The organism is Chryseobacterium sp. 22458 (assembly GCF_052044975.1).
In the GTDB taxonomy this organism is placed as follows: Bacteria; Bacteroidota; Bacteroidia; order Flavobacteriales; family Weeksellaceae; genus Chryseobacterium.
Genome location: NZ_JBQEOA010000001.1, coordinates 304,276 through 324,709, shown reverse-complemented (window position 1 = coordinate 324,709; position 20,434 = coordinate 304,276). Strand labels below are relative to the sequence as shown.

Annotated in this window: 17 protein-coding genes; 9 read left to right on the top strand and 8 right to left on the bottom strand. The window is 37.4% G+C overall.

Annotated features, from left to right (window positions below):
• Nucleotide 1: 1 nt before the first annotated feature.
• Nucleotides 2–499 (top strand): hypothetical protein, encoded by a 498-nt coding sequence (locus ACTJJF_RS01390; RefSeq protein WP_312296680.1) that lies wholly within the window; start codon nucleotides 2–4, stop codon nucleotides 497–499.
• A 199-nt stretch (nucleotides 500–698) separates the two neighbouring features.
• On the opposite strand, the gene ACTJJF_RS01385 is transcribed toward ACTJJF_RS01390, so the two are convergent.
• Complete coding sequence (locus ACTJJF_RS01385; RefSeq protein WP_440698434.1) at nucleotides 699–1,610, bottom strand: helix-turn-helix domain-containing protein; 912 nt, start codon at nucleotides 1,608–1,610, stop codon at nucleotides 699–701.
• A gap of 81 nt (nucleotides 1,611–1,691) precedes the next feature.
• Nucleotides 1,692–2,630 (bottom strand): NAD-dependent epimerase/dehydratase family protein, encoded by a 939-nt coding sequence (locus ACTJJF_RS01380; RefSeq protein ID WP_440698433.1) that lies wholly within the window; start codon nucleotides 2,628–2,630, stop codon nucleotides 1,692–1,694.
• Between the two features lie 341 nt (nucleotides 2,631–2,971).
• Here ACTJJF_RS01380 and ACTJJF_RS01375 point away from each other — a divergent pair, with 341 nt between their 5' ends.
• The gene (locus ACTJJF_RS01375; protein WP_312296675.1) at nucleotides 2,972–3,343 is read left to right on the top strand and encodes a jacalin-like lectin; all 372 of its coding nucleotides are present in this window, start codon (nucleotides 2,972–2,974) and stop codon (nucleotides 3,341–3,343) included.
• 105 nt (nucleotides 3,344–3,448) lie between these two features.
• On the opposite strand, the gene ACTJJF_RS01370 is transcribed toward ACTJJF_RS01375, so the two are convergent.
• Nucleotides 3,449–4,957: an adenosine kinase gene (locus ACTJJF_RS01370; protein WP_440698432.1), complete on the bottom strand. Its 1,509-nt coding sequence runs from the start codon at nucleotides 4,955–4,957 to the stop codon at nucleotides 3,449–3,451.
• Nucleotides 4,958–5,322: 365 nt separating this feature from the next.
• A complete protein-coding gene (locus tag ACTJJF_RS01365; protein ID WP_440698431.1) occupies nucleotides 5,323–6,132 on the bottom strand; it encodes a phospholipase D-like domain-containing protein in 810 nt (269 codons plus the stop codon).
• Between the two features lie 837 nt (nucleotides 6,133–6,969).
• Here ACTJJF_RS01365 and ACTJJF_RS01360 point away from each other — a divergent pair.
• Together ACTJJF_RS01360 and ACTJJF_RS01355 are read left to right on the top strand one after the other, a co-directional pair.
• Entirely contained in the window at nucleotides 6,970–9,924 is a 2,955-nt protein-coding gene (locus tag ACTJJF_RS01360) for a SusC/RagA family TonB-linked outer membrane protein (RefSeq protein ID WP_440698430.1), read from the top strand.
• Nucleotides 9,925–9,933: 9 nt separating this feature from the next.
• Entirely contained in the window at nucleotides 9,934–11,397 is a 1,464-nt protein-coding gene (locus tag ACTJJF_RS01355) for a RagB/SusD family nutrient uptake outer membrane protein (RefSeq protein ID WP_440698429.1), read from the top strand.
• A gap of 168 nt (nucleotides 11,398–11,565) precedes the next feature.
• Here the strand turns inward: ACTJJF_RS01355 and ACTJJF_RS01350 are convergent, their stop codons facing one another.
• From ACTJJF_RS01350 to ACTJJF_RS01340, 3 genes are all read right to left on the bottom strand, one after another.
• Nucleotides 11,566–12,822, bottom strand: a complete 1,257-nt coding sequence (locus tag ACTJJF_RS01350; RefSeq protein ID WP_440698428.1) for a retropepsin-like aspartic protease — start codon at nucleotides 12,820–12,822, stop codon at nucleotides 11,566–11,568.
• Nucleotides 12,823–13,081: 259 nt separating this feature from the next.
• Nucleotides 13,082–13,609: a DUF305 domain-containing protein gene (locus ACTJJF_RS01345; RefSeq protein WP_440698427.1), complete on the bottom strand. Its 528-nt coding sequence runs from the start codon at nucleotides 13,607–13,609 to the stop codon at nucleotides 13,082–13,084.
• A gap of 149 nt (nucleotides 13,610–13,758) precedes the next feature.
• Nucleotides 13,759–14,712: an alpha/beta fold hydrolase gene (locus tag ACTJJF_RS01340; protein ID WP_440698426.1), complete on the bottom strand. Its 954-nt coding sequence runs from the start codon at nucleotides 14,710–14,712 to the stop codon at nucleotides 13,759–13,761.
• A gap of 190 nt (nucleotides 14,713–14,902) precedes the next feature.
• Here ACTJJF_RS01340 and bla point away from each other — a divergent pair, with 190 nt between their 5' ends.
• The 3 genes from bla (at nucleotide 14,903) to ACTJJF_RS01325 (ending at nucleotide 17,136) form a co-directional block, all read left to right on the top strand.
• Nucleotides 14,903–15,793: a class A beta-lactamase gene (bla, locus tag ACTJJF_RS01335; RefSeq protein WP_440698425.1), complete on the top strand. Its 891-nt coding sequence runs from the start codon at nucleotides 14,903–14,905 to the stop codon at nucleotides 15,791–15,793.
• 3 nt (nucleotides 15,794–15,796) lie between these two features.
• Entirely contained in the window at nucleotides 15,797–16,834 is a 1,038-nt protein-coding gene (locus ACTJJF_RS01330) for a serine hydrolase domain-containing protein (RefSeq protein ID WP_440698424.1), read from the top strand.
• Nucleotides 16,835–16,926: 92 nt separating this feature from the next.
• The gene (locus ACTJJF_RS01325) at nucleotides 16,927–17,136 is read left to right on the top strand and encodes a hypothetical protein (RefSeq protein WP_440698423.1); all 210 of its coding nucleotides are present in this window, start codon (nucleotides 16,927–16,929) and stop codon (nucleotides 17,134–17,136) included.
• On the opposite strand, the gene ACTJJF_RS01320 is transcribed toward ACTJJF_RS01325, so the two are convergent.
• Complete coding sequence (locus ACTJJF_RS01320; RefSeq protein WP_440698422.1) at nucleotides 17,117–18,253, bottom strand: acyltransferase family protein; 1,137 nt, start codon at nucleotides 18,251–18,253, stop codon at nucleotides 17,117–17,119. The genes ACTJJF_RS01325 and ACTJJF_RS01320 overlap by 20 nt on opposite strands.
• 185 nt (nucleotides 18,254–18,438) lie before the next feature.
• On the opposite strand from ACTJJF_RS01320, the gene ACTJJF_RS01315 reads away from it, so the two are divergent.
• Together ACTJJF_RS01315 and ACTJJF_RS01310 are read left to right on the top strand one after the other, a co-directional pair.
• Entirely contained in the window at nucleotides 18,439–19,503 is a 1,065-nt protein-coding gene (locus ACTJJF_RS01315; protein WP_440698421.1) for a sensor histidine kinase, read from the top strand.
• A complete protein-coding gene (locus tag ACTJJF_RS01310) occupies nucleotides 19,496–20,191 on the top strand; it encodes a LytR/AlgR family response regulator transcription factor (RefSeq protein WP_440698420.1) in 696 nt (231 codons plus the stop codon). Before ACTJJF_RS01315 ends, ACTJJF_RS01310 begins: the two co-directional genes overlap by 8 nt.
• Nucleotides 20,192–20,434: the final 243 nt, after the last annotated feature.

Here is a 20,434-nt window from a genome sequence, read left to right as displayed (position 1 = left end):
TATGATAAAAGTGAAATTATTAAAAATAGAAAATGTTGAGCCAGTAGGAGTAGATAATTTGGATAAATTTATTCAAGGTTTAAATAATGTTTTGGGATATCCGGTAGAAACTGTAAATAAAGTAGATCCTAATTTTGATGGATATTATTTATTACCAATGGGTTTTACAATTCCGGAAGATGGAAATGGCTCTGTAAAAGAAAATATTAATGAAAAAGTTTTTTTGTTGAGTGTAATTAATAGTAATATTCCAAGAATACTAGAAGAGTGTAAACCAGCAGGATTAACAAATTGGGCACTTTTTTTTAAAGCTGGAACATCAGTAATAGGTAAAAAAGAAGTGATTGATAAAGTATCAATTCGTGAAGAAGATGAAGATGTATGGTATGAAGATTTAGGCTATGACCAGTATATACCGATATTAAAAGATGGCACTTATGAAACTGTCGCAAAGTCTATTTTAAGTTATTTACAAGCTTATGATAAATATTCACAATAATGGTAGAGATTACTATGAAAATAATATAAAGAAATAGACACTATCCCGTAAAGTGGTAAGTTAAAAAGTTAGGCTTGGATTTTATAATCTGAGCCTTTTTTCAAAAAATAAGCATAAAATTGATTGAGAACAATTCTCCGATTTTGGATAGTGGGAAATACTCATGATTTTTCGACCTATATTCTCATTCCTCAAGGTATTAATTAAAAGAAGTCCTGAACTCCAAAGGCGAGAAAGAGGTCCGGTTTTTAAATAAACGGTGGAAAGACTGTGGATGCTCAAATCCCAGATGGTAAGCAATTTCAGAGACAGACATTTCCGTGGTAGACAGCATTTCTTTGGCTTTTTCAATCAATCTGTTTTGAATGTGCTGCTGGGTGGTTTGCCCGGTCTGCACTCTAAGCATATCACTCAGGTAGTTCGGGCTCAGATTCAACTGCTCAGCAATAAAATGAACAGTAGGAATACCGTTCAGAATCAGCTGATCATTTTTAAAATACTCATCCAGTAAGCCGTCAAGCTTTGAAAGCAGATCATTGTTTATTTTTTTCCGGGTTAAAAACTGACGGTTATAAAAGCGGTCACAATATTTCAATAAAAGCTCCAGATTAGACACCAGAAGATCCTGGGTAAAGGAATCCATATTGGTTTCTATCTCCTGTTCTACATTTTCTATAATATCCATGATCGATTTTTCTTCCTTTTCAGAAAGATAAAGAGCCTCGTTCGCAGTATAGGAAAAAAAACCATAATCTTTGATCTTTGCAGCGAGTGGATACCCCTGAAGAAAGTCAGGATGTACAGTCAGTACAAACCCATCAACCTCATTCAGGAGAATATCTTCAAACTGCAGTACCTGATGAGGTGCCAAAAAGTACATAATTCCTTCTTCAAAATCATAATATTGCTGTCCATACCTGCATTTTCCTCCGGCACAGTCTTTTTTCAAAGCAATTACATAAAAATCCGTGGCTATTGCACTGAGAATTGTTTCCGGTTCAAGCTTTACCTCATCAAAGCTGAATACACTTATCAGTGGATTTGAAGGCTTTTTCAATCCCAGATATTGATGCATTGCGTGTATTGATTGGACTTTCACCGGTGTTTTCATATTGATTTTCTTTATTGAATCACATAGGCACATAGCCTTAATAAATATAAGTCATAATTCATACTTTCTAAGTTACTGATTTTATTTTTGGTTAGAAAGCTGTTCGTTTTTGATCTGGCTGATTCCCTGTTTATAAGACGTCACCTGAAAATCGGGAAATCTGATTCTAAACTTCGAATCATCAAATACATTATCATGTTCATATCTTGGGAGCAGTTCCAGTAATTCTTTCACTCTTTTATTGAACAAAGCGCCAAGTTTAAAAACAAATTTAGAAACAACGGAATATTTCAGATCCCGGCCATAAATTCCGGAAGCGGTTCTGATGAATTCTCTGTAAGTTGGATGGGTTTTATCTACGGGAAGGTGCCAGGTCTGTCCAAATGCATCCGGTGTATTTCCGATCAATGCGGTGGCACGGCTTGCATCCGGCGTCCATATCAGACTTCTTTTTTTATCTGCACTTAATGGCACTTTCAGTTTTTTCCCTTCTTTGATATTATTAAAAATCAGCGTGTTGGTGATGCTCTGCGTTTTTCCCGGCCCGTAAAATTCAGGGGCACGGCAGATCACAGCTTCCAGTTTACCGGACTCTATTTCCTTCAAAACCATTTCTGCCATTTCTCTTCGCACCCTGCCCTTTCTTCCCACCGGAGCAAATCTTGTATTTTCAGTCAAAACATGATCATCCTGAGGATACATATACGTATTATCAAAGAAGACAAGTTTGGTCCCATTGATCTTACAGGCATCAATCACATTGCGTAAAATAAGCGGAAACTGTTTTTCCCAAAGATCTGAACTGATCGGAAGCCCCAATGTAAAGTAGGCAATTTCACTACCTTTTACCGCTTCAACAGCCTTTTCCCGGATCGAAAGGTCTGCAGAAAACACTTCATCCGTATCATTTACTTTTTTTGCATCTCTGCTGACAATGCGAATATCTGATGTAAAATTTCTTTTCAGTTCCCTTGCCAGCTCTTCACCAATCTGTCCGTTGGCTCCTAATATTGTTTGCATATGACTTTATTTTGATAAACATTAATACTCTTCCTGTTTTGGTATGACAAAGTTCGGAAGAATAGAGCTCATAAAAGTATCTCAATTCCGGGAAGTTGTAACAGAATCTCTGTTCAGGAAAAAACATGGCCGATTTTTTTAAAACAATATAGATTCTGCTTATACCGGGTGCAAATACGTATTTTTCAAAACAAGTATTCTCCTTCTCATTCTGTGCCGGGGGCATCGCTAAATTTGTTGTATCAAAAGCTTTTGACAGTGAAGATCTGAAATCACTCAAAAAACGAGGCGGAACCGAAAAGCCAGACGAGTAGGTTATTAACTCTTTAAAAACAAGAATCATGAATCATTACATCATTAAATCTATCGGAGGAGGCGGAGGTTCTCTCTTTGACATGTCCATCGTTCAATCTATCGGCATCCATGCCGGGAAATATGTAGACCAGATTATCATCAATGGCGTTACTCACGGCGGAGGAGGTGGTGACAACGATGGGACTTTAATTCTGGAAGATGATGAATTCGTTGAACGGATTGATTACAGAGCCGGAAAATACATTGATTATATTAAATTCACTACCAACAAAAACCGCAGTATTTCAGGTGGAGGTAGAGGTGGTGACGAAAATACGATTGACGGAAAACTCATTGCCATTTCCGGCCAAAGCGGAAAATACGTTGACAGCTTAAATTTTCTCTTAGAAATAAACTGATCTGATCAGGCAAAAAAAATAATCATCTCTATGAAATACCATAAACGCATGATTACAAAAAAAAATCGGAATTATTCAAATTCCGATTTTTGACTTTTATGGATATTAAAATTTTCCGCCAGTTTGCTTCTTAATAAAATCTTCCCATTGTTTATTCAGGTATTCAACAGCCTGTTTCTTTTCACTGGCATTCAGAGACGAGTAATTGATTGAGTTGAAAACAAGTTTTTTCATCGCTTTTACATCTAATTCCCAATACACAAAAGCCATCCAGAAATCGTAGCTGAGTCCTTCGTATCCATAGACTGACGGATCATCGCTGCTGATGGAGCACTGTACCCCGTTACTTAATAAAACTCTCGCCGGGTGATTTCTAAGATCACTCACATATCCAAGAACCTGGTTGCTGATAGGGCTTACCTCAACCAATTTATTCTGTTTTCTGATCAGTTCCATTGTTTTCGGAAAATAAATCAGATTCAGACCATGTCCGATTCTTTGGTTATTCAGCAAAGCAATATCCAGAACATTTTTATTCGACACCGAATTACTTTCACCGGCATGCAGGAAAAGCGGCATTTCTACTCCGTATTTTTTAGAAAGTTCTTTCAGTTGGGTCCAGTTTCCCTGGAAATAATTAATGCGTTTACCGGTAGCTTCATCTGCCACCAGATCAAATCCCGAGATCAGATCCGGATATTCCTTTTTGAACTCAAAAGCTGTTTCAAGTTGCTTTTCCACTTCATCCTGTCCTAAAAACTTAAAACTTGAATAAATTAACTTCAGGGTGAACTGAGGATGGGTCTGGCGAGTCTGTTTAACAATATCCTGCAAATCTGTAATGGCTGTTTTTGAAGAATATTTTCCGTGCTGAAAATCGTAAAGATCACCAAAGATATATCTGATCTCAACATGCTGTACATGATCTTTTACAAGGTCCTGAAAGCCTTTCAGATAATATTCTTTAAAAAACGGACGATAAGGCAGCAACAGATTAATACGCTGAAAACGTTTCTCGAATTCAATCCAGTAATCGGTATAAGAACATAAATTATCACGCTTCAGGATGAGAAGATCCTGCAATTCCTTTTCAAAACCGGGATTAGAGATCAGTTTCTGATCAAGGCTCACAAAACCGCCGGGTACTTTTCCTTTCTCAAAAAAAGCCAGCTGACCATAAATATAGTCTCCTTGATCTTTTTGATCATAAACATAGCATTCTCTATATTTTCTTACGGTCGCTATCACCCATTTCACATCGGTAAACCCTCCGCTGTGGGTATGCAGCAGGCCTCCTTTAGGCATTGATCGGATGACGTCAAACAATTTGCTGCTTTCGATCATCGGTTTTATTTCGTTGAAAGACAGGTTGTATAAAGGTATTTTTTTGTCTTTCGCATCACTCATGATCTGTTGCCTTAATCCGGACAGTTTATGATCCAATGCTTTTTCAGCATCAGACAATGTCAGATCTGCATCAAAGGCAACGGCCTCATTTTGCTGTTCCAGTGAGGTCCAGCTCTTTTGATAATCAGAATTTTGATTTCCTTTATTCTGAGCTCCCAATAGCGGGAATCCCAAAAGTAATATATACGTTAAATATTTTCTCATCATAAATATTGTGTTAGATTAATACGATCAATCATTCTTAATGTTTATGAACAATTGACCCTATGAATACAATAATTTACAAAAATATAATTAATTTTTCTGGTAAAAAGAAGTATTGATTTAGAATAAAAGATCAACACATAAGATATGATCAGGACCGGTAATCGTAAGATCAGGATAGAAGTCATATCATTAAATGTAGAGAATAGTGATGATAAAAACGCCTTAGAAAGCTTTTTGCCAACAAACCACCTGATTCATTTATTTTGTTAAAATTAAAAAAAATTTCTTAAACCTGATAATGCCGCAGAATAATTATTGTATTAATTTTTTTTTTAATTCAAAATTGCAGATTAAATGATGAGTGATCAATACATTTCTTCTCTGTAAACTCTTTTGCCAAGATAAAAAAGTTCATGTTTCTTAAGATTAACGTTATCTTCAAAAATATCATGAACAAAATGGATGAGCTCATTTACTTTTTCCTTCTGTGTAATTCTGATCCGGGATTCAAAATTGGTGGTAAATCCGCTCTTGGTATAGTTCAATGATCCGAGGTAAGCTACTCTCCTATCGATCACATAAATCTTTGAATGCAGGAATTTACTTTCATAGCGGTTATTCCGGATAAATTTGAAGTTCAGGTTTTCAGAGTAATGGTATTTGTAAATCTCCATTTTTTCCACTTCGGTTTTCTTTTCCCAGCACAGGTAAAACCCATAAAGAGAGACAACCGAAATCAAGAGAGCAAAAAAATTATTGGCATTGATGAGGTCATCAATAATATGAATACCAAAATAGGCCAGCGAAATGATCCCCAGGCACAACAAAGCTATGGCAGTCAGAAAATAAATGCTTTTCAGGCTTTCTCTTCTTTCCTTTTTCTTTACATCTGTTACCTTATGCTGATGAATAAGCTTCCGGAGTACATCTTCATATTGCTCCGGCCGCAGATCACTGAATGCCAGTCTCACATTCACCGCTCTATTCTTCAGCATCAGGAGATCATCTACTTTAGATTCATCAATATAAGGCGAAATGATCAAAACTTCTTCCTGCGCATTCAGGATATCCTTATTCAACTGGTTTCCTGCGTTTTGCCCAACAAAGACTTCAACACCTTCTTTATTTTCGGTATCAATTTTAAAATAATATTTTTTGTGTTCTCTGTAATACACTTTGTTTTTTCTTAAATTCTATTCGGATAATGGTGGCTTCAAATATGCTCAAGATCTGTTCAGGAACCGAACAAGCCTGTTATCATATTTTTCAGGCCGCAAATTTACATTTCTTTTCCTGGTATACTTTACGGTTTAGCATAAATGAATAAAGAAAATTTCATTCTTCCCAAAACAATAATGCAATCTCCAACATAAAAGAATAAAATCAGTAAAAACAACAAATCAGTGATATAAAATAAACAAAAAGTCTATAAAAACAATAGACTAATATTATTAACTTTTATTCATCACTGAAATTTTAAATAATCACAGTACTCAAAACAACAGTAAAACACTAATAATCAAAATGTTACATTTGTTAACTCAATTACCCTACTAAATCAGTAGACTTATATGATATTTCTCATACCCTCTTTTAACAAAGTTTTATGAATTATTAAATAATTTTGACCCAGTTAAAAAAAATATATAAACTTTATTCTCATGAATAAGAACAACTTTGATTCTTACCTATGCACCATCAAGGCTGCGTTACCTGCTCAACAAACGTGTTCTGCAGCGCCTGCTTTTTCACAACACAATCTTATTTCCAAATACATGTGTTCTGATATGATGTGCCCAATGATGATGTCATAACTTTCAAGCAAATACTATCATTACTGTAGGAATTAAAGTAAATCATTCCAGACTTCTTTAATCCGGATACTCTCCTGTAATTTTTTAACGTTTTACCTTTCACAACCTCCCTGAAAAAGGAGGCAGGGAATTGTTTTCTTTCATTCGCAGAGACCGGCAGTAATACACACATTCACTTTTAAACCTAAGATTAATATAATGAGAAAAAAACAATGCAAAATTGGTGTATTGGCTGTGGTTCTGTCTGCACAATATGCCTTTGCACAGACCAAAGACAGTCTTTCGAAAGAGACGTCCATCAAAGAAGTGGTGGTGGTCGCTTTCGGAAAGCAGAAAAAAGAAGAAATAACAGGATCTGTACAGTCTCTGAAAGCCAAGGATCTATCTACCCTTCAAAATGGGAATATCCTTCAGGGAATTGGAGGTAAAGTGGCCGGAGTACAGGTGATCTCTTCCGGACAACCGGGTTCACAACCTACCATCAGAATGAGAGGAATAGGTTCCATCAATGCATCCAGCGATCCTCTTATTGTACTGGACGGTATCCCTTATAGCGGAAACCTGAACAGTATTGCCGCATCAGATATTGAAAGTATTTCTTTCCTTGAAGATGCGTCATCCAATGCTCTGTATGGGTCAAGAGGAGCCAACGGGGTTATTATCGTAAATACCAAACGGGGAAAAAATAAAGGGCTGAGCATTGAAGCTGATGTGAGAACCGGAGTCAATTTCAGATCTATACAGGACTATTCCGTTTTTACTTCCCCACAGGATTATTATACGGCTTTTTATAACAGGGGGAGAATCGGGGAAATCGCAAGATTAAAACAGCCGGGAGCTGTTCCTTCCGGTAATACCCCTCATGATGTGGGTCTGGCTGCACTTAACAGATTGGGATACAATGCTTATAATGTACCTTTCAGCCAACTGATCGGAAAAGACGGTAATTTTAATCCCGATGCACAGCTTCTCTATCAGGATAACTGGAAAAAACTGCTTTTCAGACCTGCTTTAAGAAGGGAAGCAACCTTAGGAATCAATGCCAATGGTGATCAGGTGAAATCATATACTTCTCTTAATTATCTGGATGATAAAGGGTATCTGATCTCCTCCGGATTTGAGAGATTTGGAATAAGGTCTAATGTAGATTATTCCATCACATCAAAATTAAAACTGACGAGTGCCCTGTCTTACACATACAGCAAGCAGGATTTCGGGGAGACAGGTGGCTTTTCCAATCCTTTCCAGTTTGCCAGAAATATATCTCCTTTTTACCCGGTATTTCTCAGAGATGATAATTACCAGAGATTATATGACAGCCATGGAAATGCTTTGTATGATTATGGAGACGGACAAGGTCCAAACGGAGCCACAAGGTCATATGCGGTTTTTGAAAATCCGGTAGGTAATCTACAAAAGGATAAATCTCAGACAGTAAGCAATATCACCAACCTTAATCTTGGATTAAATTATGAGATTATTAAAGGCCTGGATTTTACCTATAATTTTGGAGCCTATCTTGAAAATGTAAAAAATCTTCAGTTCGGAAATACGGAAGGAGGAACCTCTTCTTCTGTAGGCGGAACAATTACCCAGGGATCAATATTCAAATACACTCTGAATCATCAGCAATTGCTTACTTATCAGAAGAAGCTGGGGAACCATAATTTCAACATTCTGATTGGACATGAGCTGAACAAAATAAAAAATGAAGGTTTTTCAGGAACGAAGCAGCAGCTTTTATTACCAGACTCACATTCTTTTGATAATGCCGTAAAGATCACAGATCTGTCAGGAAACGGCTACGAATATGCTGTAGAAGGGTATTTTTCGAGGCTGCTTTATAATTATGACGGAAAATATTTCTTTAATGCCAACATCAGAAGAGACGGTTCGTCCGTATTTTCACCTGAAAGCAGATGGGGAAATTTTTATGGGTTGGGTGCCGCATGGAATGTAGCAAAAGAAGATTTTCTTAAGGACAACAGTGTGATCAGTTCTTTAAAACTGAAAGCGTCTTACGGACAGCAGGGTAATGATAATATCCTTCTGGATGGTACTAACAGAGACTATTATGCATACCAGGACATCTACGGAATCAATAATTTTGGTGATGGCAAACCGGTTTTATCCCTTAAAAAGCAGGGAAATAAAGACCTGAAATGGGAAACTTCCAAAAATCTGAACGCAGGATTTGAGATTTCTCTTTTGAAAAACAGAATAACGCTGAATGCAGATTATTTTGAAAGAAAAGTGTCTGACATGATCTATACGCTTCCTCTTCCTCCTTCCAATGCCGGATCTTATGTGAAATACGGAAACATCGGTGATATGACTAACCGGGGAGTACAGGCCAACATCAACGTTGATATTTTCCGCACGGAACAGTTCCAATGGAGTGTGTATGCCAACGCAACCCACTATAAAAATAAGATTACACGGTTACCTGCCGAACAAAGAAACACGGGTCTCGTTACAGGTTTATTTATCCTTACTGAAGGTGGAGACCGGTATACCTACTATCTGAAGGAGTTTGCGGGAGTAAACCCTGATAACGGGGATGCACTGTGGTACCGAACCGTCATCAATCCGGTTACTCAACAGCAGGAAAGGGTTATCACCAACAATTACAAGGAAGCAACCGATTACAATACAGGAAAATCTGCAATTCCGAAGGTATATGGAGGATTCGGAACGGATGTGACTTATAAAAGATTCAATCTTGCAGTCAATTTTGCCTATCAGTTTGGAGGATACGGCTATGATGATATTTACAGGAGTTTATTCCATTCCGATACTTACGGTTCTAATTATTCTACTGATCTGGATAAAACATGGACGCCTGAAAATCCTACGGCAGCATTACCGAGAGTTGACCTTACAGCGACCAATCAGAACGGAAATTCAACGCTGTATCTGATCAAATCTGACTACATCAGCTTACAGGATGTAACACTCTCTTATCAGTTGCCTGATGCTTTTGCCCAGCAGGCCGGCTTATCCGGTTTGAAAGTCTATTTCACAGGAAACAATCTTTACTTATGGTCTAAAAGAAAAGGTTATGATCCGAGGGCTTCACTGACCGGAGTATCTGATCCCTACAGGTATTCCCTGTTATCAAGTGTTTCTGTAGGCTTTAAATTAACATTTTAAAAGAAAACAATGAAAAAAATAAAATACTTTGTAGCTGCACTTGCCATAGGCTTTATTACCAATAGCTGCGCCAGCGACCTGAATACTTTACCGGAAGGAGATATATCCGGTGAACAGCTGAACGATGATCAGTCCAAGCCTGAAAAGATATTAGGCGGAATTTACCTTGATCTCCGAAGCAACGGAGCCGGAGGAACCACTTCCCATTCTGATTTCGGGATTATGGCGATAAAAGCGGGAGCTGATCTGATGTCTAATGACGTTATTCAGTCTACCAACCAGCATTTGGGAATGTTTTATAATTATGAGGCAACCAACGCAAGCAATCTTGCCTCGGAAATCGTCTGGACTACTTTTTATGCAAGAATATTCGTCATCAATAAACTCCTCGATGATCTGCAGAATGATGGAAATGCAAAGAACAGAGCTATCAAAGGGCAATTGCTGGCATTAAGGGCTTATTCTTATTTCTATCTGGTAAGATTCTATGCTCATGATTATAAAGAGCATCCGTCTGATCCGGGACTTCCGCTGGTACTGACAAGCAGTAATCCTAACCAGGGGCTTCCAAGATCAACAGTGTCTGAAGTGTATGGGCAGATCACCAAAGACATTGAAGAGTCTATCGGTTTACTTGACAGCTTTGCACGCCCATCAAGAGCACAGATTGACCAGAGAACGGCAAAAGCTATTGCTGCAGAGGTATTTCTACAAACGGGAGATTATGCAAAAGCAGGTAAATATGCTGATGAAAGTAAACAGGGTATTGCGCTCATGACTGAAAACGAGTATACTACTACAGGATTTTCCAACATCAATAACCCTGAGGTGATATGGGGCTTCCATAATACGATTTCTACAATGAGTATCGGAAACTACTATGCTTCTTTCTTTTCAATGTTTGATAATACCAACGAAGGGTATGCCGGGGCTGCACAAATCCGTAAGCTTATAGATAAAAGACTTTACGAAGCCATTCCGGAAACAGATTACCGAAAAAAAGTATTCAACGGAAGCCAGAGTGCCCAATATACCTTTAACGGTAAAACGAAAAACTACCCGGCCTATGTAAGCTGGAAATTTAAGGATCCCAGCCTTTTTGAAGGAGATTATATCTATATCAGGGCCTCTTCTCTGTATTATATAGAAGCTGAAGCACTGGCAAGACAGGGCCGTGAAGCGGAAGCAAGGCAGATACTGTTTGATATCACCTCAAAAAGGGATAAAAACTATACACTGTCATCAAAATCAGGAAATGATCTGATCAACGAAATCATCCTGCAAAAAAGGATAGAACTTTGGGGAGAAGGCTACGCATGGTTTGATATGAAACGACTGAACACCCCTCTGGAAAGGATTTATACGGGTACGAACCATACTTTCGGAAGGTTCAATCTTACTCCTGATAAATTCAGATTCCAGATACCGAATAAAGAGATTAATAATAACCCACAAATCAAACAGAATGAGTAAATAAACAGAACACGAGCTGAAAAGCACAACAATTTTAATATATTTGATTAAATGCTGTCCCTGTATTTGCAAAATGAAATGCAGGAGACAGCTTTTATATTTTTAATAAATTACCTTTTCTGATCTTCCTTGATGAGGTCTTTTATTATTATGTATCAGCTCTTCTTTTTAATCAAACTTAATGAACATCTGATCAAAGTTCAAAGTCATTGTATTGAACTGACGGATAACATCCTGCCCCATATTTCCGTAAACATTTTCTTTATTAATTTTAGATTTCAACAGGCTGATATCCTTCAGCAGGATTTCTTTTCCGAGTATGTGAAAGGTATGATTCACTTTGAAACCATCATATTCTGCATTCCCTCCTGCTCCACCCATACTGATTTTGGCAGGCTTATACCGTGCTTCAATATTCTTTTTGTTTTCCTGATAAAAAGGAGCATATAAAATAGTATGATCAGCACCGGTATCAAAGGTAAAATGTTTACCATCCACAAAAATAAGCGGAGTAAGGCCATCGATTGCCATATTGGACGGACCGGCTATTTTCGTTTCTTTTTCAGGCACTATAAAATAGTCGTCCTGAGTAAGCTGAACTTCCTTTAAAGCTTCTATGACAGGAAATCCTAAAATACCATTGATCTGATAGCTGATCTGCGGAAAGCTGAGTGCCTGATCTGCAAACACAAGAAACACTGCATTTTCAACGGTGATATTCCCAAACGTCAGTTTTTCACATACTGCAAGATCCGCTTTTACAGCAATACCGGTGATGGCATCCACATCAATATCTGCAGGAATGATTTTCATTTTTAAACGCTTTGCCGTACTAGCCGAAACAGTAGAAATATTAGCTCCCGTATCAAAGATAAAGTTCATGGAATCTGTCCCTGTTTTTATGGAAAGATTTTTCAGGTTAGCAACATCCTTTTTCATTTTCAGGCGGGTATTGCCGTTTCTTACGACCTTCTGCCGGGGCTGTTTCTCCAGAGCAGTCCAGATTTTCAGATTGTTTTTCAGATCCGTTCTCTCTTCTTCCGTAAGCAGATTATTATATTTTTGAAGAGTTACCTCTACAGCATTTTTTGCTCCTGAATAATCATACTGTTTCATACAGTTATCTTCTTTGATATGTGAAATTTTAAGCATAAGTGAATCAGGAAGTTCAGTTTTCAACCCTGAAAGTTTGAGAATTTTCCGATTGGACTCTTCAGGTTTATTAAATGCATTGTCAAGAACCGCCTCGGTAAAATACAGATAGTCTGCAGGCAATTTCTTTTTCGTTTCTCTAAAAATATCCCGGGCTTTAAAGAAATTTTTATCTTTTATCTGACGGTATATATTTTCAAATTCCAGATGACGCTGCTGTCCAGATCCTGCAACAGATAATAACAACAGCATAAGTAATGAAAGTCTTTGCATAGTTCTTTTCTTTAATACTGGTGTCTTTAAGCGTTTCTTTATAAATAATGGCTTTACAGCGACTGGATTCTTCATAGTAATAGTTTGGGTATTTGAAAGTTGACAATTCAAACTGCTAATTTATTTTAAAAAATAGGATCTCCGTATTTCTCCTCCTATAAATTTATTCCGTTCAGCCGGAATTCTAAAAAATAAGATAAAACAAATGGCATCATTGGTTGAAACGATGCCATTCTATACAATTTGATAATCAATAAAATTAGTTTTTATCCTCCTTATATTTTTCCATTTCTTTAAGTTTACGTTTCATCAGTTCAATTTCATCAGCTTGGGTTTCAAGAATATTCTTTTTCAGCTTTATCAGGTCCGGATCAGTAAGCTTTGCTTTTTCAGACATCAGTAACGCTGCAGCATGATGGGGGATCATCCCTTTTACAAACTGCCTGTCCCCAATATTGATCTGTTCCCGGATTCCAAACCATGAAAATACACCAAGCATAACTGCTATTGCACCAATGATCCAGTTTATTTTAGGATGGGTATACATTTTTCTCATCATCCATAATTCGATCAGCATCATTACGGAAACCATCAGCAGAGTCATATACAGGTTATTCAGATTCGGAATAAGATTCTCAAAACCGTCAATCATAGCAAACATAATGAAATACATTGCAACAAACATCACAAAGACCATGACGGCAAATCGCCAATACATGGAATATACTGAATGCTTCTCTTCATTTCCCGAAGAATGATCCATCCCCGTATGTTGCTGGCTTTTCATCACAATAAACTGATTATGTTACATTTATTCCGGACACGTATTCAGAACGCTGATCTTCAAATATAAAAATACAGCTATTTCTCTAAATGGTTTATGCTTCTGGTCATAACAGCGAATTCAAAAACATTAGCTTTTCCTCAGTTCTGTCTTTAATCCTGATAAAATTTTGGTTTGATTTTTTTAATGATCAAATCCTGCAGTTTTTCAGGTTCGGTGTTGAAAATGGTATGTCCTGATTTTTTGAACCAAAAAAGCTTTTTATTCTTAGCTTTTACAAACTGATAATATTGTTCGGCAATGGTATAATAAGACTGATTATCTCCCCTTCCGATGAAAAAATAAACGGAACATTGTATCTCAGGAACGGTGCCGAATAAATTTGTTTTTGCATTCTCTTTCCAGACCGGAAACCAGGTATCCATCCATTTATAATAGATTTTCCTGAAATCTTCGGTTCCTGCACCCTCTACTCCGTTGTGAACGAAGAGCCATTTCTGAGCCAGAAAAAAATCATCCTTATTACGAAACGGTATTTTTATGCTTTCCAATTCCCTGATCGCTTCATCGTTTTCTGTTTTTACTGCCCATTTTTTAAGGGAGTTTACTGATAAAAGAGCACTCTTATCAGCATCGATCACCGGACTGACAGGAATGTAGGCATACAGCAGCTCAGGATGTTTTACCGCTATATCAAATCCCATGACGGAACCCCAGGAATGAGAGAGTAAGAATATTTTCTTCTGGTGGAATTTTTCTATCAGATAGTTGACAACTTCCAGGGCATCTTTTTTAAGTAAATCAAGGCTAAGATCACTGGATGAGTTGTTGAGTTCCTCTATTTTCGGGGTCCCCCTCTGATCCCAGTTGACCACTACAAATTCTTTCTTCAGCTTATCTGTAAAACCGTCAGACATCGCTGTCAGTGATTTACCAGGTCCTCCATGCAGGATCAAAAGAACAGGATTTTCCCTATTATCCCCTTTTATACTGATCAACTGTCTGATCCCACCAATCCGGACAATCTCCGCAGTATCAATTTTTGTCTGGGCCGGACTCATGAAATAGATCAAACAAAGGACAGAAAGCAGGAAATTAGTTTTCATTGAATATTGGTTTTTAGTACACATCCGGAATCTTACACGTAATCAATAACCGGTATTGTTTTTCACCTCCAATATAGGAAAATACCCTACACCAGGGATTATAAAAACAAAAATCATTTCTTTAAATTTTCAGTATAAAGAAATACATATATTTGAGGCAATAAAAAACTCATAAAATAACCTTGTAAAAATGAAGAAGGAAGCCATTTTCACAATATTATTACTGTTTTTAAGTGTATCACTTTTTTCACAGCAGAAAACATTTCCTGATTTAGCTCAACAGCTTAAAACTCTTATTGCCGGCAAAAAAGCTGATGTAGGAATTTCCATTATTTCCCCTTATAAAAGAGAAGTTATCCAGATCAATGGGGACCGGTTTTACCCTATGCTCAGTACGGTTAAATTTCATATTGCCCTTACCCTTCTCCATAAGATTGAAAAAGGAGAATTATCTTTTCAGCAGAAGCTTTTCATCAAAAAAGAAGAACTCTTAGAAGATACATGGAGTCCTTTCAAAAAGGAATATCCTGAAGGAAATATTGAGATCAGTCTGGAAGACGCTATGAAATGGATGGTTTCCTACAGTGACAATAATCTGACCGACATCCTGCTGAGGTTAATCGGCGGCCCGGAACCTGTGCAGAAGTTCATCAACAGCCAAAACTTTATCATTAAAAACAATGAAGAAGACATGCATAAAGACTGGCAGTCTCAATTCATCAATACAATTACTCCCAATGAAGCTACCAGGCTGCTTGAAAAATTCTACAATGGGAAACTCCTGAATAAAAAGCATACCCAATGGCTTTATATGGCCATGATAAATAATGCTTCCGGAGCAAAAAGGCTCAAAGGCAATCTTCCGAAAACCGTGAAAGTAGCACACCGTACAGGTACTTCGTTCACCAACAAAGAAGGTATGACAGGGGCTGTTAATGACTTTGGAATTATAGAACTTTCTGACAAGGAAAGAGTATACATTGCCGTTTTTGTACATGATACCTACGAGACATTTGAAAACGCAGAAGCTATTATTGCAGACATTGCCAAAACAACCTATGACTACTATCACAAAAAATAAAAAATGACCCAAATAAAACTGTTTTTCACCCTTGCCCTTGCCACAATTCTGTCTGCCAATACACAGGCTCAGAAAAAAAACAACTATATCCATCAGATTGACAGCATTATAACAGCTTCTTCCCCACTCACGTTCAACGGGGTGGTTCTGGTATCGCAAAAAGGAAAAATAAAGTATCTCAAATCTAACGGCTATAAGGATTTTGATAAGAAAATTCCTTTGAAAACAGATGATCAGTTTGAAATCATGTCCAATACCAAACAGGTTACTGCCGTTTTGATCCTGCAGGCTGCCGAACAGGGAAAGCTTAATCTTCAGACTCCTATTAAAAAATATCTTCCTGCTCTGACACAGCCCTGGGCAGATTCGGTAACGATACACCATCTTTTAAACCATACCCACGGCATTACTAACGTAGAGAAACCCGCCGCTTTCAAAGCGGGATCACAGTTTAAATATGGAAATCTTTCCTATATGCTTTTAGGAGAAATCCTTAAAAATACAACCGGAAAGACCTTTACAGAACTGGCTGATTCTCTTTTCAGAAAACTGAAAATGGAGAAAACTTTTGTGTACAATACAAAAGATAACCAATCATTAGTACCAGGCTATATAAGCGAAAATAATCAGTTTGAAAGGGTAAAAGAATCATTTCTGAATGATGATATTGCCCCTGCTGCGGGCGTAGTTTCTACAGTACAGGATCTTGCCAGATGGGATCAGGCATTGTTTAAAGGAAAGCTTTTGTCACCGGAATTCCTGAAGCTGATGCTCACTCCTTCCACCACTTCCCAGCACAATGTTTTTGGAAAAGAAAGTATGGGGTTTGGCTATAATGTAAGGATCATTAAAGAAGCCGGACTGGATTATTTCGGGGTTACCGGTCTTGGAGACGGCTTCACATGCCTTAATGTATATTTCCCTTCCACAGATACAACTTTGGTTATTCTGGAGAATCAGATGCCGGAAAAGAGTGAAAACTGGAGCTTCCAGGAAGCAGCCATCAAGAATATTGTTCTGAAAAGTATAGCTTTACAGTAGTATTTTGCTCATCATCAGTACAGAATCAGCTTAAAAATGAAATAAGTTTCTGTATTTGTTATTTTTATCCTGTTTAAAACATAAATCTACAGATGGGAATAATCATTGTTTTTGTATTCATTATCGCTCTGCCTATGCTGCTGCTATCAAAATCAAAGATATCAAAGAGGCAAAAAATTCTGTGGCCTGTTTGTATCTTCATTAGTCTTGTATTTCTGGCAATGTATATTCTCATTCAGGGATTTGAAAGGGGAAGAGACCCTGAAAGACCTGCAGAAGAACTCAATCAGCCTGCAAAGTAGATTTCTCTTTATCTTTTAAAATTCCGGATCTAATTCCGGAAAAAGGTTTTTCAATAAGGATTGTGTACAGTACCGCTGCTGCAATACAAGCCAACAAACACAAAATCAAGCATATATTATCTGCTGTCTGAATATTAAACTTATCCAGTGTAACCTGTACCATATGTATAATCCCTTTGTGGGAAAGATAGATGGCATAAGATAGAGCAGCCAGCTTTGCTGTAATATATGACTTTGACCGATACAGGAAGGAAGATTTTGAAACGGCAGATATTACAATGAGCCCATAGCTTAAAGCTACCAGTGTAAATCCAAATACTGAAGCTGTTTCTGAAGTCTGCTCATTACAAATCCAAAATGAAATGCCCAGCAGCACAAGTCCTAAAAGAAAGATCATGTTTCCACGGTGGTGAACGATCTTTTTAAATCCTGATGAATACTGCATGAGATAACCGATCAGAACTCCCATACCAAGCCCGTCTAACCTTGTATGGGTAGGATAATAGATTTTCATATACCATGACCGCCAGAAGTCCAGGGAATCAGGCTGTACAGGGATTATATATTGGTTCCACATGACAATCCTTACCATCAAAGAAAAAGTGATTACACCAATGAGCAGTACAGGCAGATATTTAAAAAGTCTGGTTTTAGCCAAAATAAGGAGCAACAGTGGAAGAAAAAGATAAAACTGCTCTTCAATACACAGCGACCACGCATGTGAAAAGGTACCACGATTAATAACATCCAGCCCGTAGTTCTGTGTAAAGGTCAAAAACTTCCACAGGGGTGATAAGGCTTCCCGTTCCCTGAAAAAAGGAAATGTAAAATATAGGAAAAGTGTGAAAAAGTAAGCCGGAATGATCCGGAAGAACCGTTTGATATAAAATATCTTTACGCTAAATTTTCCCTTCCTTTCAATTTCTTTAAACAACTGGCCTGAGATCAGGAAACCGCTCAGCACAAAAAACAGATCCACCCCCGTCCAGCCGAATCTTCCGACCTCATCAATCCATTGAGGATGCTTAAAAGCCCTGTAATGATACATTAACACGAGTATGATAGCCGCAGCCCTCAGATGATCCAAACCATACCATCTTTCCGAATGTTTTTCCATTTATTTTTTTTCAGCAAATATGAATCAATCCCTGAATGCTTTTAAATACGTGGTCCGGAAAACAGATCAATTGGTATGAACAGTAAAATAAGCCGTCTGCATCTTTAATAGTGTTGTTTAACCGTTTTTTTAAACCTTTTACATCAATTTCATCAGTTGTTTCCTAAGTTTTTATATTTTTGATCATGATGAAGCTCCGGCCAGAAATTCATATCAGACAGAATATTTATTTTCAGTTGTTTTTCTGGATTGCTTTATTTGTATTCGGAATAGCGAGAACTTATGGTGAATACGACGGGATCATCATCAGGGAGCTTGTGATCTATAATTTCTGTCACTGGATTTTCCAGATCATCGGAGCCAATTTTATTTATTATATTCTGATCCGTTATTTTTTTGACCGGAGAAAATATGTAACGTTTTCAATAGGTCTTATCATCAGCCTTTATATGATTTCGGTGATCAACAGGATCTTTATTGTTTATCTTGCCGAACCTTTTTTCACTGATCTTCATAAAGATAGTTTCATCAGTATTTTCACGGATTTCAGATACCTTTTATTCCATTATACTTTTCCAATCATCAGTGGGACATTTATATTCGTTTCAGTGATGTTCATGATGCGTTACAAAGACGAAAAAGAACGTACGGCCCTATTACAGAGAGAAAAGGCGGAACTTGAGCTGCAATCTCTGAAGGCACAGCTTCACCCTCATTTTCTTTTCAATACGCTGAATAACATCTATTCCCTTTCTGTGAGCCATTCTGAAAAAACCTCCCAATCCATCAGCCAGCTTTCTGATATCCTGGATTATATTTTATACAAAGGTCAGAAAAAATGGGTTTCTGTTTCTGATGAAATAGCCATTATCAAACATTATATCACCCTGGAAAGCCTTCGTTATCATGACAGCAGACTCAAGATAAGCCAACATTTTTCCCTGAACGCTCCCAATACAATACCGCCTTTACTATATCTTACTTTGGTTGAAAATGCTTTCAAACATGGCGCAGGGAAAAGTTCAGCCCCTACAGATATAAGAATCGAAGTAGAAACAAACACCCATCAATCTGTTTTTACCATTGAGAATACCTGTACAAACAGCCGCAACAACAATGACAAAGGCATTGGTCTCCGGAATATCCAACGACAGCTGCAACACCATTACCAGGAAAATTTTGTTTTCAGAATTTCCCGGGAAAATAATAATTTTAAAGTTGAAATAATCACCCCTTCACACTATGATTAAATGCATCATTGTAGACGACGAACCTTTAGCTGCCACATTATTGGAAAACCATATTTCCAGGATTGACGACCTGAAACTGACCGGAAAAGCTACAGATGCACTGGAAGCCTATAAAATCCTTCAGAATCAAACGGTGGATCTTATGTTTCTTGATATTCAGATGCCTCATCTGAACGGGATCGACTTTCTGAAATCCTTATCTCAAAAACCCAAAACCATTTTTACCACAGCCTATCGTGATTTTGCTATTGAAGGTTTTGAGCTTGAAGCGGTAGATTATCTCCTGAAACCTATTACTTTTGAACGCTTTTTCAGGTCTGTAGATCGCATTCTCAGAAGTACAGCAGGAACAAAGGAAGAATTTATGATCGTCAGAAATGAAGGCGTACACAAAAAAGTGCCTCTTTCCGATATTCTTTATTTTGAAAGCCAGGGTAACGATGTCAAAATTGTCCTGACCAACCAGGAAAACAGTATTTCTAAAACCAAAATAACAGATCTTGAGAGGGCACTTTCCGGGAAAGGTTTTGTAAGAGTTCACAGGTCTTTTATCATCAACATACAATTTGTGACGGCCTTCAGTCATCATGAAGTAATGCTGGGCATCCACCATATCCCCGTCGGAAGAAGCTATAAGCAGGAATATGATTCTTTTACAGCTGCCATTTTAAAGAGCCGCCTGCTATAAAACTCCTTATGAATGGCTTATACTCTGGTATTACAAGTTTTCCATTACAACGAATTCTATTTTTAACGTTTATTTTAAATATTTTTTAATAAGATGAATTGAAGAATTATTTTTCGATCTGTTTTTCAACACCTTACACATTACCATCAGTATAATTTCATATCGCATGCTATAAGTTATTCATCTCAGAAAAACAAATAACAACATGATTTACAGCAAATTGAAAAACCAATGATATCCATA